This window comes from Parabacteroides caeci (assembly GCF_023656795.1).
In the GTDB taxonomy this organism is placed as follows: Bacteria; Bacteroidota; Bacteroidia; order Bacteroidales; family Tannerellaceae; genus Parabacteroides; species Parabacteroides segnis.
The window spans coordinates 34,798-51,232 of record NZ_JAMOKT010000031.1; the positions used below are offsets into that span (position 1 = coordinate 34,798).

Annotated in this window: 9 protein-coding genes; 1 reads left to right on the forward strand and 8 read right to left on the reverse strand. The window is 40.9% G+C overall.

The features are described from left to right. Positions 1 to 5: 5 nt before the first annotated feature. Both NBH15_RS15850 and NBH15_RS15855 read right to left on the reverse strand, forming a co-directional pair. Positions 6 to 3,257 carry an SUMF1/EgtB/PvdO family nonheme iron enzyme gene (locus NBH15_RS15850; RefSeq protein WP_250823025.1) on the reverse strand — a complete coding sequence of 1,084 codons (3,252 nt, stop codon included), beginning with the start codon at positions 3,255 to 3,257 and terminating at the stop codon, positions 6 to 8. A gap of 73 nt (positions 3,258 to 3,330) precedes the next feature. After that, positions 3,331 to 4,434 carry a sialate O-acetylesterase gene (locus NBH15_RS15855; RefSeq protein ID WP_250823026.1) on the reverse strand — a complete coding sequence of 368 codons (1,104 nt, stop codon included), beginning with the start codon at positions 4,432 to 4,434 and terminating at the stop codon, positions 3,331 to 3,333. 141 nt (positions 4,435 to 4,575) lie between these two features. On the opposite strand from NBH15_RS15855, the gene NBH15_RS15860 reads away from it, so the two are divergent. Then, complete coding sequence (locus NBH15_RS15860; RefSeq protein ID WP_250823027.1) at positions 4,576 to 5,556, forward strand: IS982 family transposase; 981 nt, start codon at positions 4,576 to 4,578, stop codon at positions 5,554 to 5,556. 37 nt (positions 5,557 to 5,593) lie between these two features. On the opposite strand, the gene NBH15_RS15865 is transcribed toward NBH15_RS15860, so the two are convergent. The 6 genes from NBH15_RS15865 to NBH15_RS15890 all read right to left on the reverse strand — a co-directional run bounded on the left by NBH15_RS15865 (position 5,594) and on the right by NBH15_RS15890 (position 16,278). Then, positions 5,594 to 7,114 (reverse strand): sulfatase family protein, encoded by a 1,521-nt coding sequence (locus tag NBH15_RS15865; protein WP_250823028.1) that lies wholly within the window; start codon positions 7,112 to 7,114, stop codon positions 5,594 to 5,596. A gap of 49 nt (positions 7,115 to 7,163) precedes the next feature. Then, positions 7,164 to 8,663 carry a sulfatase gene (locus NBH15_RS15870; RefSeq protein ID WP_244050517.1) on the reverse strand — a complete coding sequence of 500 codons (1,500 nt, stop codon included), beginning with the start codon at positions 8,661 to 8,663 and terminating at the stop codon, positions 7,164 to 7,166. Between the two features lie 18 nt (positions 8,664 to 8,681). Beyond that, positions 8,682 to 9,323 (reverse strand): SGNH/GDSL hydrolase family protein, encoded by a 642-nt coding sequence (locus NBH15_RS15875; RefSeq protein WP_128135718.1) that lies wholly within the window; start codon positions 9,321 to 9,323, stop codon positions 8,682 to 8,684. Positions 9,324 to 9,328: 5 nt separating this feature from the next. After that, a complete protein-coding gene (locus NBH15_RS15880) occupies positions 9,329 to 11,242 on the reverse strand; it encodes a glycoside hydrolase family 97 protein (RefSeq protein ID WP_250823029.1) in 1,914 nt (637 codons plus the stop codon). Between the two features lie 85 nt (positions 11,243 to 11,327). Beyond that, positions 11,328 to 12,971, reverse strand: coding sequence for a RagB/SusD family nutrient uptake outer membrane protein (locus NBH15_RS15885; RefSeq protein WP_250823030.1), 1,644 nt, complete (start codon positions 12,969 to 12,971; stop codon positions 11,328 to 11,330). A 10-nt stretch (positions 12,972 to 12,981) separates the two neighbouring features. Beyond that, positions 12,982 to 16,278, reverse strand: coding sequence for a SusC/RagA family TonB-linked outer membrane protein (locus NBH15_RS15890; protein WP_250823031.1), 3,297 nt, complete (start codon positions 16,276 to 16,278; stop codon positions 12,982 to 12,984). Between the last annotated feature and the right edge of the window lie 157 nt (positions 16,279 to 16,435).

Sequence of the window (16,435 nt, forward strand, 5' to 3'; positions counted from 1 at the left end):
CGTATCTACTGTTCGATTATTACACGGAAACCGACATTAAACACCCTTTGCCAGGGGTAATACGCTTTACGGGTATAGGCGGTCGAATATTTCGGACGGTCGAGATAGGAACCTCCACGTACGACGTATCGTTCCCCTTCTTCCTGCGCATTTGCCTTATACGGATAAGGAAGATAAGCGGAACGTGTCCATTCTGCGATATTACCGTGCATGGCATGCAATCCGAACGGATTGGCCTGATAGTCTTTGGAGTCCGTTTGAATCATTGCACCGTCGTTTACTCCGGCGGCTTTCGGCAGGTAGTTATAATATTTGAATAAGGCATCTGCGTGCGACATAGGCTTAGGGTCGACGCCTTTGACTGCCATATCCGATAAGCGGGCATCGGCCAGATTCTCTTTTCCGGCAAAATCGGCATTCGCATCTCCAAACCAGAAATCCTTATCGCTGCCTGCCCGGCAAGCCCATTCCCACTGGGCTTCGGTAGGAAGCGTAATGTTCAAACCTGTTTTCCGGCTAAGAGTTTCGCAATAAGCCAAAGCATCCCGGTAGCTTACCCGTATAACAGGTTGGTGGGGGAGGTTGGCGGGATAACCGGCGTGTGTATGATCTTTCCAGAACTGATCGACACAACGGCTGTCGTGGTCGGGAACCAATGCTGCATACTGCTCGTTGGTAATTTCTACTTCTGCCATCCAGAAAGGCTTGTCAATACGTACTTTGCCGGCAGGAGCATGGTCGGCCGATCCTGTATTGCATCCCATCACGAAACTTCCTGACGGTATCTTTACAAAGTTGATTTTTATACCCGGAGCCACATCTACCGACAGGCGGGTTTCACCGAGCGCTTTCTGCTTGTCCTGTGCTTCGCCGGAAGAAAAAGGCCACCCTTTTACTTTGGGACTCTTCTGTTTCTTGCTTTTCAAGGATTCGGGAAGTTCAGGCTTTATTGTTCCCTTCGTTTTCAAATAAGCTGCATAATCGGTTAACTCCTGTTTCCAGCAAACACTTTTTCCGGCATATTTTTCACTCAACTCAATACGGCGTGTATATTGATCGACTCCTTTCAACGGGTTGATCGGACCGAATATACCTTTGTCGGGGGCATTGTAATCAATCCAGTTTGTCAGCGCCGACCATTCTTCTTTTGTCAGTTTGACATTGTGATGACCGACTTCCAGCATACGAATCAATTCGCTGGTATTTGCGTGGTATTCATAAGGCTGGAGCACTGCCATATCAGCTTCAGGACCTTGCCGGCGTACGTAAGGATGTAAAGCCAGGTAGGATGTTCCGAAACCACGCGCATCTTTTTTGCCGCCCCGTAAGTCCGGCTTACCTTCGCTTCCGTCATGGCAGGCAATACAAGCGCGATCCAATACCGGCTGTACTTCAAGATCAAAGGTAAACGGTCGGATTCCTCCCTCTGGAGCCGTTAATGCGACAGGCAGTTTGGTCGAAGCAGTCACTCGCTTGGGGATGGCAATGCTGTTTTGGTCTTCATGGCAACCAACGCAGGATATAATTTCACCCGGCATGCCTGTCAGCCAACTTCTCATCCACTGGATAGCGCGTCCGTCACGGTCCAGCGGCTGAATGGATATAGGCGTATTGGCCGGTATTTTGAATATGGCCGAGCCATCTTCTTCTACCGGAACCGTACCCAGGTTCCTCTTAATATCCCAACCGCTTTGTATCCCCATCGCTTCATGGTTAGAGGGGGATTTGATATAAGCATATTCATACGCATGGATACGCAACGACTTGACCGTTCCTTTCGGTACGCCACGCAACCCTTCGCCCTCGTAAATATCCTGGATAAATACGGTCGCTTCCTTTTCGGATAATTTTACGCGGTCAGGAATAACCGGCGGTGTCTGACTTTTTCTCACCAGAACAGGACTGATATATCCTTCGCCTTCCGCTTCATGCAGACAAGTCACATTATCGAACACATCCACCAGGTAAATACCCCAGAGTGCATCCGGCGACAGTTTGGCAGTAACCAGGAAGTATTTGTCGTTCACCGGCATAGGCTTGATAAACTGGGGCCAAACGCCATCTACCAGCCTGTCTTTCACTATAGGGTCGATGGGGCGGTTTCTGTAAGGTATTTCCTGTAGCATGCCTTCCACTCCTTTGCGGGCCTTTGTCGGATCAAACAAAATCAGACGGCCTGAACGGGCCACCCCGTGATGGCCGGAAATAATACCGGCAAAAGCCGAAGAATGGCCGGGCAAAGGCTGGATATCGAACGTGCTGTTAGGGAACATGGCTCCGCTACCGAACAGTGCTTTTTGTTCGGTCCCGTCGGGGTTCATGTGCATGACAAAACGTGAATAATAATGCATCAGGTCTGTGTATTCCCAGCGTGTATACATCACACGACCGTTATGCATGACTACCGGATTCCAGTTGGCATCCTGATCGAAGGTAACGCGGCGAAGCTTTTTATCGCCGGGCGAATAAAGCATCATATTACCGACAGGGGCATTCCCGTTAATACAGGGTACGCCGTGATACCCGACATTTGCACCGGTCAGGATACGCCCGTCGGGAAGATAGGTCGCATCATAAAATTCAAGATCGGGCTCCGGTGTTTCAATCAACGGGCGAAAGCCTGTTCCGGCGGTTGTTATTTCAAATACGTTTAAACGGTCGTCGGAAGTGACAGAGGTGAACATGATGTGCTCACCGTCCCAATGCAATTTCAGATCGGCAATAACGGCACTGTCTGCCGGTTTAAATACCGTACGCATAGACAATCGATCGTTTAATTCCGACAACTCGACAATCTCGGCATCAAATCCTCTGTATCTGTTTGTTTGCTGGTTTGTCCAGTTGTTACGCTGGGTTCCCAGTTCCGGAGTCATGGCTTTCCGCGCATTTCCCGGCAATTTGTAGCGGCTGGCTATTATCTTGCCATTTTTCAGCAGCGGGTTCGATAAAAGGATAGACCGTTGCAGTTCCAATGCTTGTTTTCCCCGGGCGATTGCAGCCGGATCGTTTTGCAGGATTCCTTCAAAGCCCGGTTTAAGTAACTCCTCCAGCTTTATCAATAGTTGCTCGGCAGTGCCCTTGTCAAATGTTTTGTCGTGGGACATATCATCGATTGCAAGCCGCACAGCTTCCGGTTTTACCCATTGGAGCCGGTTGTAAAGATCTCTTTCTTTACCACTCTTTTCGGGGGAAGCCGCTTGAGCTATAGAGGAAAAACATATCCCCGAAAGCAACAATAGACAAATTGTTTTTCTCATTATATATCTCTGAGTTTGTTTTACAGCTAAGAAACTCAGTCTTATTGAAATGTTTATCATGATAGTTATAAATTTACTTGTATACTTTGTTCAACACGATTGATGCAGCACGTTCACCCACAACTTTTTTCCCTTTATAATGGATTTCCTTCTCATCACCCAAATCTCTTGTTCCAACCAAGTGAACATTGGGCATTTGTCTGCATAGTTTTTCCTGCAAGTTTCTCATTTTAGGCCAATAAGGTGAATTAAACCGGGGTAACTGAATCATAACAAACGGCAGGTCCGGATCATCAAAGTTTAAACGCCAGCTATCAACCAGCATTTTAAACAAGACTTCATAACCCATCACCGACCTATCGCTATAGGCATCCGATTCTCCCTGGTACCACAAAACACCACGGACCCCAAGCCTTCCTAATTTCCCCAAAGAGGCCTCATACGCAAATCCGGGCTCGGCTATGAAGCGGTATGATAATTGACCGGGGATAAAAGCTTTATTCTCCGGTAACACTTTCTTAAATGCATTCTGACACCTTTTCCTATGATTTACATATACATCTTCATTTGACAACCAGTCGGACTCATATAAAGAACGAGTAACCGGATGATGCTTCAAGATATCTTCCGGTATCCAGTTGTTTATTGCTGAACCTCCTACCGCACAACAAATCAATCCCAGGGGGACTTCTGCTTTTTCATGAAGCTGTATGCCGAAATGAGTAGCTACCGCCGAAAAGTCCTGGAATCTATCATTGGATGCGACCTCCCAGGTATAACGGAAATAGTCATTTACGTTACATCGCAACAGCTCCTTTTCCGTGTAGCCTTCGTTCGCAACAATACGAATTCCTGAATAAGCAAGCAGGCGGATATTTGCATATTCTCCTTTTTTTATATCATATGTTTCTTTATCGCAAGCAGAAGTTTTCATTGCCATATTGGATTGACCGGAGCAGATCCATACTTCTCCGATCAGAATATTATGCAATACCGTGTCTCCGACTTGAAGCTGTTTAGAATTAAAAGAGGCTTTACGGGCTTTGAAAGTCAGCGACCATTCCCCTTTATTATCGGCTGTACAAAAAACAGTTTCTCCATCAAAAACGGCCCGTATCTTCTCTCCGACAGAAGCGGTTCCCCAAATCGTAATCGGCTTTCCCTGTTGTAATACCATATTTGATTGAAAATAAGGCGACAGACTGATACTTCCAGCACTTATGCTCTCTATTAAGAATAACAGAAAAAGAAAAAAGCAAGCACTTCTCATATAAAATGTTTTCATACCCGTTGGCGGAATTAATTTAAGTTGATAAAGATGAGTAAAAAGTTGCACATATCGTTGATTTTTAGTAACTTAGCGGCAATCAAAACATTAAGTTCAAACCATCGTATGTACAACCTTTATGCAAAATTCGTCAAAATACTTGAGATATGCAAGCAATTCTCTGAAAATCTCGTCAATGAATCGGGTAATGTTCCACGCCGTGGTCCTGTTCCTAAGTTTTCTGACTTGGAAGTAGTGGCACTGTCCCTGACAGCAGAGACAGAGAGCATTGATAGTGAGAAGTGGTTGTTCGACTATAAATTGCAAGAGTACAAGGACTGCATTCCCAATCTCATATCAAGGAGACAGTTCAATGACCGCAGGAAGAAAACTGCAGGCTTGTGTGAGGAACTGCGCAAAAGGGTTGCCATGGAAATGGATGGTGGAGAGGAACAATTCTTTGTTGACTCCAAGCCAATAGAGGTCTGTAGGGTTGCAAGAGGGAAACGATGCAAGATGGGACGTACCGGTGATTTCTCGCAAGCTCCAGACTTCGGTTTCTGCGCTTCGCAGAACACGTATTATTTTGGTTATAAGTTACACGCTCTCTGTTGGTTATGTGGAGTTATCCATTCCTATGATCTCTCAAAGGCAAGTACGGCTGATCTCCATTATATGAAGGATGTGAAACATGCTTATCACGACTGTAGCATCTATGGCGACAAAGGGTATATTGGAGCTGATGTACAGCTTGACTTGTTCGAAACCGCACACATAAGACTGGAGTGTCCGTATCGGCTCAACCAGAAGGACTGGAAGCCGACATTCATTCCGTTTGCAAAGGCAAGAAAGAGGATTGAGACAATATTCTCACAACTTACAGACCAGTTCTTGGCCATCAGAAACTATGCGAAAATAACGAATGGTTTGTTTGCCAGAATCATCGGCAAAATTAGTGCACTTACCATTCTGCAATACGTAAACTTCATCAACAACAAGCCCATTGGCAGAATTAAGTATGCACTAAATTAATTCCGCCAACGGGTGTTTTCATCTAAATATTCTATGGTCATTTCTTGTGAAACACATCATCCAACTGTTTCCAAGGGTATTCTCCATCGTTCTTTTGAGGTTTCCCCGGAGTACTTCGTCCTTCCTCTATATATTTGATCAAAAGGGAGCGAAGTTCTGCCACTTTTTCCGGATGTTGAGCTTCCACGTTCTTTTGTTCAGAAGGATCAGTTTTCATATTGTATAACTGAACCGGCGATAAAGAGGCCAATGCTTTCGAATCGTTCGGTTTCGGGGCACTCCACCCACCGGAGCTTGGAGATAATAATAATTTCCAATCGCCCTGACGGATAGTAAATTGACCGGCAATGGAATGGTGAACTGTAGCCTCACGGATCGGAGCGACCTCAGCCTCCGAAGCGATGGCAGGCAACAAATTATAGCTGTCTTCCCCCTCGGTGTCATCGAGCGTATATTCGTTAAGAGCCGCAAAAGTGGCATAAAAATCGGTCAGACAAATCGTCTGATCCACTTGATGCGGTTTCGCACCACCGGGCCAACGCATAATACATGGTACTCGGTGTCCTCCATCAAACAAATCCGCTTTATGACCACGGAAGATAGAACTCGGGTGATGCCCTTGAGCTATCAGTTCTTTGATTCCGGCTGCCGGACTACAACCGTTGTCGGTAGTGAACACGACGATCGTATTTTCATCTTCCCCCGACTCTTTTACGGCCTGCAATACACGACCAACCATGACATCGACCATCAGGACAAAATCGCCATAATCTCCCAAACCAGATTTCCCTTGAAACTCTTTCACCGGCAAAATCGGCGTGTGTGGAGCCGGTAGGGGCAAATAAAGGAAATAAGGCTGATCGGATGAGGCTTTTTCCTTTACGTAATTGCATGCACGGTTAATTAGGTTAGGCAGTACGTCTTCATGGACAAAATCCGCTCCAGTCGGCCCTTTACGCCACCAACTGTATTTCCCTTTGTTTTCCGTAACCCTGTCGGGGAGGGAGGTTGGCATATCATTCTCTATATAAACGTAAGGTGCCATGTCCAGCGAACCACAGAAACCGTAATAATAATCAAATCCTCGCGTAGTCGGACCGTTCGCCACAGGCTTGCTGAAATCGACATTGTCCACCCCGGCATCGATATTATTCCAATCCCATCCCAAGTGCCATTTGCCTATACCGGCAGTGGTATACCCCTGTTTTTTCAGCATGGAGGCCATCGTTTCTCGGTCAGGAGCAATCAAAGCCTTGGAATAACCATTCAACACGCTCTGCTTCAGTGTCGAACGCCAGTTGTAACGTCCTGTTAGGATACCGTAACGGGTAGGAGTGCTAACGGACGAACTTGAATGTGCATCCGTAAAAACCACTCCCTCGCGTGCCATCCCATCCAGATTCTCCGTCTTTATTTTGGAGTTGGCATCCAGATAAGAAACATCCCCGTATCCCATATCGTCAGCTAGGATAAAAATGATGTTAGGCAGCTTGTCTTTTGCCGACATGTTCAGCGTACCAGCTGCTAATAAAGGCAATAATATAAACTTTTTATTCATGATTAATACTGTTAGAGTTTTTTAATTCCTATTTAATATCTTCTCCAAATTATTTTAATGGGCTGCTTATATTTTTATCTGAATATTTTACTTCCTTTTTATAGTTTGGATTTTCTTTCGGATATAAAGCATTTACTTCTTTTAGATAAGTAGTCAAAAGACTTTTTAATCGATTCGCTTCCTTCTTATTCTTGTGAATTACATTATCCTTTTCCCCTATATCCTTTTTCAGATTATATAAATAAGATGTTTCCAAATCATAACGATAAATATATTTCCAATCTCCATCCATAATTGCACTGAATGGATATCCTCCTTGATTGAAATAATGAGGAGAGTGCCAGTAAATAGGATCTCTTCTAACAACCTTCCCCTCTAACAAAGGTAATATACTAACCCCGTCAATATGTTGTTCCTCATACAGTGGCAATCCGCACAAATCCAATAAGGTTGGATAAAGGTCTGTCCCCACAACCGGACAGTCACAAACATGTTTTTCTGTTTTTACCTTAGGTGTATATATAATTAAAGGAACTCTCACTCCTCCCTCTGAATCCCAGCCTTTCCCATCTTTTAGCGGTGCATTACAAGTTGGTGAACCTTCAGATGTTGACAATCCGCCATTATCTGAATAAAAAACAATTGTTGTATGCTCACTCAGCTTCAAATCATTCAGCAGTTGTATTATTCTTCCTATGTTTTGGTCTAAACAATACAAAAAAGCTGCATAAACCGGATCAGATTGAAACATACGCCTTTGAGTACCATTCCGATTATCTCCTTTTTTTTGTAAGAACCATGGAATTGCAGGAAAAGGATCTCCGGTTTCAATGGCATTGATAGTGTCAAGTCCCAACCGTTTTGCTTTTTCTTTAAAATAATCAATATCTTTTTTCTTAGCCTTTATAGGAGTATGTACTGCATAATACCATAAATTCAAAAAAAATGATTCATTTCTGTTTTCCTTAATAGCATTTAAGGCCTTATCTGTAAGGACATCAGTAATAAACTCACCTCTTTCATTAAATCTTTGAGCTTCCCACTCACCTTCTTCAAAACCGGTAATATTAACATCAAAACCTTGAGACAAAGGTAATGTTTCTTCACTTTCTCCCAAATGCCATTTCCCAATATGGATTGTTTTATAACCATTCTCTTGAAAAGCTTCAGCCATTGTAAATTCCTCCGTTGAGATATTTGGAGCAAAATCAGCATCAATGAGTTTGCCTAATGAGGGTTTTCCCCACTGCCCCAACAAACCGGTATAACCGGTACGAGACGGATATTTTCCTGTCATTATAGCCCCTCTTGCCGGAGAACTGACCGGGGAGGCTGCATAAGCATTTTTAAAGAATACTCCCTTTTGAGCTAATCGGTCTATATTAGGAGTTTCATAAAAAGCACTTCCATTACAGCTTAAATCAACCCAACCCAAATCATCAGCCAATAAAAAAATCACATTTTGCTTTTTCTCGGCATGAACTATTATGGGTAAAAAGCAGCTCAATAAACATATACAAGTTTGCAGTTTCTTTCCTTCTAAATACATAATCAAGTCTCCTTTCCGTTAAAATTTACTTTTAATCATTTCAATAACCGGCTTTGACAGTAGCTCATAGCCCTCTTTGCTATAATGCACGTCGTTATTCCCCTTACCATATTTGGGGTGTACGTCTAAAGATAGCTGATACAAGTCATTTACAGGAATATTATACTTCCGCATGAGTTCTTTAGCTGTCCGGTTATATTTAACAACATCCTCCGCATATCGCCCCGGTTCCTCAGAAGGAACCATTGTCGTTGTTGCAAAAATAAGTTCAGCCCCAGTTTCTTTTAAAATAACAATGAGCTTTTCCATATTCCTTTCATATATATCAAGGGGAGTAGTCTGATGTCCCTTTATTTTATCACGATTTGTAGGATTGCTTCTATAACACAGGTCATGTAGTCCGAAATTAAAATGAATCACATCCCACTTCGTTTCTCCTAACCAATTGTAAATACTATCCAATCCGTATTGAGTAAATTTGGCATTCTTATAATTATGAACGACATTCGCCTCTTCAGCCAAAGATGTTTCCACAAAAGGAGTATAACCTAGGGAAATAGAATCTCCTATTATCAACACATTCTTTTTAGAAGAGCAATTGGTGAAAATCAAAAACAGTGAAATAAAAATGCAGCCTATATTCAATAATTCCTTTTTCATCTTATCTAGTTTTGTTTTCTAAATATAATAGTGTATCCTCCTCCGGGAGCTACAGTCGTTTCCAATACTTTATCGGATTGAACAATCTCTTTTTTTACCAAATATGCTTCCTTATTTTTTATATAATGAGTACTCGGAGAATCACTAAAAATAGTTGCTTCATATTTTACATCAGGTTCAAGAAAGTCCAACTCCATTCTGTGCTTTCCGCCTTTTTCATTATATACCACACCGGAAAACCAATCCTCCCCCTTACGGCGAATTACCGCAACATGGGAATCAAAATCCATCTCCAGATAACGTGTCTCATCCCATGTAACAGGCAAAGAACGGATGAAAGCAAACAAATCCGATTTTGCATTATATGCTTCCGGAGCATCTATCAATACTGACAAATGCCCTGTATGGGTGATAAAAAAACGGGCAGTTTCCGATGCTACTGTCGAGTTATATTCATTACGCGGGCCTTTCAGGCGAGATTTCATATCATTCAATGCAAATGTACCATTGGTCTGATCCATTTGACCGGCCAAAAGATTTATACACGCTATTTTGACAAACTCTTCAGGTGAAAAAGCCTCCCGCCTGTCTAATTGTGCATGACAATATTCACGATTTATATAATTGGGATAGGTTCGTTCCAAACCGCTAAAAGGTATAGGGTTATCATGAAAGTCTATCAAAAGTTTATACTTGGAGGCAATTCGGATCAACTCTTCCGTTTTTTGAGTCTTTTCCTGTAATGTATATTTAGGACCAAAAGCTCCCAAAAAACCAAATTTTACCCCTTTTGCTCCATAACCCGCATAGGTTGAAGCGACAGTGTCAAAATCGATAACCGGACAATCTTTATCACTGTATTTCATATCATAATAGAGCAATGTACCCACATTTTTTTGATTTCCATAAGAGATCACCTCTTTTATATCCAATCCTTCTACAGGTTTGAGCGGATTATGCTTTTCGTACCATTCCGCATCCAATAAAAAATAGTCAAGTCCCATTTCTGCACAAAAATCAATAAACCGCTTCAAACTCTCATTATTCATCCCGTAAGTAAAACCATCGAAGGTACAGCCTTTTACACGCCAGTCCCACATGGATATTCCGGCTTTAACCCAACTGAAATCTCCTTGTGGAGCCTCATTTAAACTTAAATATATACTTTTTTGATTGTATAAATCCGCAATGCTTTTACCGGTAAAAACAACGCGCCATGGTAAATATACAGTCCCTTCACAAACAGCCTCATCTTGTACCATCTTTATTGATTTTCCTTCAGCACCTTTAGATAAAAACAACTGCGGATAGTTATGCAGATCGGCTTCATGAAAAGACAGATTGCAATTATCCATCCCATATATTATGGGGGTTGTATACCTTGATTTCAGCTCAGATATAGGAGATGGACCTATCGGCATGCGCTCTCCATTGGGTACCAAACATTTTCCTCCCGGATTTGCAGGAATCCATTCACTTCTTTCCAACAATCGGCTGTCTTTTGGCAGGTTATTCAACACCATACGATAGGCCATGCCTTCAGAGTAAGCACGGACGAATAACTCCGCCGGATACGTTTGCCCGGATTTTGTCCGGCAGGACAAGTTGAATATGGCTTCTTTATATTCTTGTGACACCGACTGAAATTCTCCGTAAGGCATAGAGATGATATCTTTTTTCTCAAAAGACTTCTCTGATATCAGTGACCACTTAAGAATTTCTCCATTCAAAAAGAGAATCACAGGAGACGGACTGATCAGTTCTTCCTTATTGTTACATAGTTCGATAAAAAGAGAATCAGAATCAATAGATACTCCAACCTCTGTCGTGAAACCAGGAGACCGAATGATATTTATCGAATTTGAATCATTACAACTAATTATTAGAAAAGTGCACAATAGCAATAACAATATTTTCATGTGAAATAGTTTTATTTAGATAATCAAGATTACATTAAGAGTTCTTTATACCAGATACTTTTAATGTAATCTTATAATACTTAATTTACCAACCTGGATTTTGCTCCAGATTTTCATTTAATGCAATCTGTACCAAAGGTATAGGCCACAAATAATGTTTATCTTCAAAGGTACGTGTAGTAGTCGGTTGTACTTCCAAAAAGCCATTCTTTACTTTTTTCCAAACATTTTCGTTCACTTTAGGATAATATTCTCTTAAATCGGGGATGCCAACCAAAGGCAGAGGTAATACATCTTGGGCAATCCCCCAACGCAACAAATCATCATAACGAAAACCTTCATTAGCTAATTCCACCAAGCGTTCACGACGTATTTCAGCTTGCATGTCAAGTTTTAAAGAAATAGGATTATCTCCTTGTACAAAAGCATTCGTTAAATGCGGCATACCGACTCTTTCTCTCAACATATTAATCGAAATATTCAAATCATCATCAGAAATTTTATTTTCCAATTCATAACAAGCTTCCGCATAATTCAGCAATGTTTCGGCATATCGGATAATAATTGCATCCAAATCAGATTCAAGAGCAATGGCATCTTCTTTTACTGCCATTTTTTTCCATACATAGCCGGTCATGCTTGTACCATTACCAAATGAGGGTGTATAAGGCTTTTCTTCATGAGAGACATCCACTGTCGGCACCAATAATGTGGCAACCATTCTCGGATCCCTTCTTTGAAACTCTGAGATAGGTGTCTTATAACCTTCAAAAAGATTAGACTTATCAATGGATAGACCATCTTCACAAAGAAAAGCATCTACAATAGCACGTGTCGGAGTATTATTAGAAGATCTCCATAAATTATACGAATTATTATTTTTACGCCAGGGACGTTGATAACGGTTTGCCAATATAGTTTCCTTGCTTCCCTCTCCTTCATAAGTAAAACATTCCTGAAAATTTGCCACAAAATCATTGGATGCAGATTTATACAATTGATGTTCATTCGATTTGATCACCTCCAAAGCTGCATCTTTCGCTTGTTGTAACAAGCCCCGATATTCTCCTTTTTCTCTGTATTTCTGACGTGTACCTTCATATAAGGCAACTCTCGATTTTAACGTAAGAGCTGCCGTTTTTGTAATTCGACCGATTTCCGTATCTTTCAATTTCGAAGGCATTGGCAAACCGGATATAGCCAAATCCAAATCTTGCAAAATAAAATTTGCCACTTCTTCTCTTGTATTTCTTGAAGCATATAACTCCTCAGAATTAATGTCCAATAATTTTTCGATAATCGGAACTCCACCATATGAACGCAGTAAATCATAGTATTGCAAAGCTCGAAAGAAATAGGCCTCTCCTGCATAACGAGCAACTATAGCGGTCTCCAAACCAGATATATTTGCGTCTGCATTTTCCAAAACCTTATTAGCTATTGCTATTTTTTTATAAGCTTCTTTCCAAGGACCAAAAGAGTTAGTCGGCAAATAACTTCCGGAGCTAATATCGTCGGGAGACCCGGCATAAGCGATGTCTGAATATACATCTCTGGTTGTATAACCAGGAAAATCAACATAAAAAGCATTACACGCTAACTTATAGTCACTCTCTGTTTTCCAAAATTGTTCATCCGTGACAGCGTCTGTCGGTAAACGATCCAGTTCACAAGATATAAAAAATGAATAGACGACAGATATCGTAAATAAATATATAATCTTTCTCATCTTTACTTAATTAAAAGGTTAAATTCAATCCTATGGTATAACTTCTTAAAACCGGATAATTATTGTAAGCATTTAATCGGGGATCCAGATATTCCACATAATTATCGATAATAAACGGATTACGCACATTGGCATATAAACGCAACCGCTCCACTTTGATTTTCTCCATCCATGTTTGAGGCAAGGTATAACCGACTTGCAAATTCTTCATTGAAAAATAAGCAGCATTATGTAACGTACGGTCTGATATCCACCAGTTCCATTCGGCATTCTGATACATACGTGGCCACATGGCATTAGGGTTTTCAGGAGTCCAGGCATCTTCTTGTCCTTTAAACTGTACATATGTGACAGGAGCTCCTAAATTAGTATTCAAGTTCACCATTTTTTTGCCGACACCGTCAAAAAGCATTTCAACATCAAAACTTTTATATTTCAAATTTACACCTATGTTGTACACATAGCGAGGTCTTATATTACCCAAATAAGTTAAGTCCCCGGCATCAATCTTACCACTTTCATCACGATCCTTATATTTTACATCGCCTGCAGCATTGTTTAAATGTTGAAAGGCATGTTTTTTAACTTCATCATCCGATTGAAACAAGCCTTCCGTTTCATACCCGAAATAAGACCCGATAGGATAACCCTCTATATTTTGTGTACCACTAATAATATTTTTAGACCCATCGAATTTTGTAATCTTATTATGAGAGTCTTGTATAGTAAAATTAACTCCATACGAGAAATCCTTACCTATTTGATCTTGCCAACGTAGCGTTCCTTCCCATCCCCAAACACGAAGTTCGCCAGTGTTAAACGTCGGTACTTTCATTCCTATTACTGCAGGTACATCCACATTGACCAACATGTTTTTGTTATCTTTTATGTAATATTCGAAACTTCCGGTCAGACGATTTTTCAAGAAGCCAAAATCCAACGCTACATTCTTTACTTCAACCTTTTCCCATGTACGTTCTTTAGAAGACAACGCAGTTTGAGAGATAAATTTTTCCTGTGTGTTAGAAACACCCAAAGGGTAATAATCGGTACCAACATGCATCTGTGCGATATAATCATACAAGCCTATACTACTCTGATTTCCGGTATTTCCCCAAGAAGCACGCAACTTCAAATCACTAAGAAGAGTAAAATCTTCCATAAATTCTTCTTCACTTATACGCCAGGAAGCGGAAACAGAAGGGAAAAATCCCCATCGTTTATCTTTGACAAAACGAGAGGAACCATCTACCCTAAAACTCGCTTCTAAATAATATTTTTCATTGTAATTATAATTTAAACGTCCAAAAAAAGAAGCAATTCCCCATTCTGTAATATTACCTCCACTATATTGGTCTCCCAAACCCAAATTCAAGGAGCCCATTAAATCATTATTCAAGAAACTTTCCCGTTTACCATAATAATAATCTTTACTTTGATCTTCATAAGAAGCTCCTCCCATTAACTTTACGGTATGCTTTTCTTTCGGATTCCAATCATAATTCACATATGATTGGACATTTCGATAAAACGCCCGAGTTTCTCCGCGTATCAAACTATTTGGATCATACATTTTGCCAATAACAACATCCGGTTTTACAGAATAACGAAAAATGCTCTTGTATTCTTCAGTCGTGTTCGTATTTAAATAATAGCCCCCCGCAATAGTATTCCAAATCAACCCTTTAGCTATATCTATTTTTAAATTGGCAGAAACTTCCAAACGATCTTGAATCTCAATATTATGACCGCCTTCGACCAAGTCCTGAATTACATTTCCACTATTATTTCCTCCCCATTGCCCTGTTGTGCTCCATTTAACAGGATCCATAGGTGCTGTGATATAAGCTTGATGCATTTCTGTATCCCAACCTCTAACAGGGGAATCCGTTTTTGCATTCGAATAACTGACACGAGTAGCTAAAGATATCTTATCCGTAAATTTGAAATCAACATTCGAACGGAAGTTGTAACGACGGAAACCAAAATCTCCATAACGATATAAAGCATCTTCCTGTAAATAAGCTCCAGACAATAAAAAAGATACTTTATCATTTCCTCCACTCATGGAAAGTGAATGATCGTGCATACCTGCAGATCCCATCATTTCTTTTATATGATCCACACTTGATGTCCCCATAAAATGTGTTAAAGGACGTGAAGGAGCCGGAATTTCTGTAACAGCCGGATCTTGTAAAGCGGCCAATATATCAGGATGATTTAATGCAGAACTTTTTCCTGATGCCTCTTCCGAAATAATACGGTATTGTGTATAAGTGTAGCCATCTAATTTTTCAGGTAGACGAGTAGCTTCCCTATGAGAATAAGAGCCAGAATAATTAATTTTGATTTTCTGATTCTTATTTCCTGTTTTTGTTGTTATCAAGATAACTCCTCCTGCTGCCCGGGCTCCATAAATTGCAGTAGAAGCTGCATCCTTCAATACGGATATATTTGCTATATCATTTGAATTTATAGAGTTCATACTTCCTTCTATACCATCTATTAGAACAAGAGGTGCACTATTGTTCATCGAATTTTCACCACGAATACTCAATGTCGGAGCACTCCCCGGCTTTTCCGACAAAGTGGCAGAAGCTGTTACTCCGGGAACATACGAATCTATAGCTCTTGATATATTAGCTACAGGTAAATTGGTTAACTGATCTCCCTTGATTTCCGTAATCGAACTGGTTAATGAAGAACGCGTTTGCGTACCGTAACCGACAACAACAACTTCTTCTAAGTTCTGCGTATCTTCTTGCAGTCGAATATTCAGTACGGTTTTATCCCCGATTTTCAATTCCTGGGCTTCATAACCGATATAAGACACCTGTAAAACGGCATTCTCCGGAACTTCTAATACAAATTTACCATCAACGTCTGTTATTGTTCCTTTAGAAGAGCCTTTTATTACGATATTGGCTCCAATTACAGGCTCATCATTCGTATCCGTCACAATCCCCTCAATAGACTTCTTTTTATCGGCATTTGTATCAGAAAGTCCGGATTCTGAAAGTACAACCTGGTTTTCTCCTTTAATAGTATAAGAAATAGGAACCTGTTTTATAATCTGTCCCATTACAGCTTCAATACCCTGATCATTTGCTTCAATGGTTATTAGATTTGTCATACCAGATAGTCCTTTCTTGTAAAAAAAGCAGTATTTGCTCACCTTTTCAATTTGCTTCACCACCTCCGAAGCGGGTTTGTCTTTGATATGTATGGTTATCTGAGCATGAATTTCCAGTAGTGGAAAGGTTAACAATAATGTCAGAAAAACCATCTGTTTAAATAAATGCTTCATGTTACTCATTTTTCTTTTGATTAGAAATAAGATGTAGATAAATAAATGTTTGTAACTTTGTAAGCAGAAAAGGCCCGTTAAAACAGTCGATTCCCTAGATCGGCTGTATCAACTTAAGGGGATTTCTGCAAAATCTGTAGTGTGAGGTAGCTCTGTA

What these genes read in the sequence shown, in the direction of transcription:
- NBH15_RS15850 (WP_250823025.1), bottom strand. Translation starts at nt 3,257, where the DNA reads ATGAGAAAAACAATTTGTCTATTGTTGCTTTCGGGGATATGTTTTTCC.
- NBH15_RS15855 (WP_250823026.1), bottom strand. Translation starts at nt 4,434, where the DNA reads ATGGTATTACAACAGGGAAAGCCGATTACGATTTGGGGAACCGCTTCT.
- NBH15_RS15860 (WP_250823027.1), top strand. Translation starts at nt 4,576, where the DNA reads ATGAGTAAAAAGTTGCACATATCGTTGATTTTTAGTAACTTAGCGGCA.
- NBH15_RS15865 (WP_250823028.1), bottom strand. Translation starts at nt 7,114, where the DNA reads ATGAATAAAAAGTTTATATTATTGCCTTTATTAGCAGCTGGTACGCTG.
- NBH15_RS15870 (WP_244050517.1), bottom strand. Translation starts at nt 8,663, where the DNA reads ATGTATTTAGAAGGAAAGAAACTGCAAACTTGTATATGTTTATTGAGC.
- NBH15_RS15875 (WP_128135718.1), bottom strand. Translation starts at nt 9,323, where the DNA reads ATGAAAAAGGAATTATTGAATATAGGCTGCATTTTTATTTCACTGTTT.
- NBH15_RS15880 (WP_250823029.1), bottom strand. Translation starts at nt 11,242, where the DNA reads ATGAAAATATTGTTATTGCTATTGTGCACTTTTCTAATAATTAGTTGT.
- NBH15_RS15885 (WP_250823030.1), bottom strand. Translation starts at nt 12,971, where the DNA reads ATGAGAAAGATTATATATTTATTTACGATATCTGTCGTCTATTCATTT.
- NBH15_RS15890 (WP_250823031.1), bottom strand. Translation starts at nt 16,278, where the DNA reads ATGAAGCATTTATTTAAACAGATGGTTTTTCTGACATTATTGTTAACC.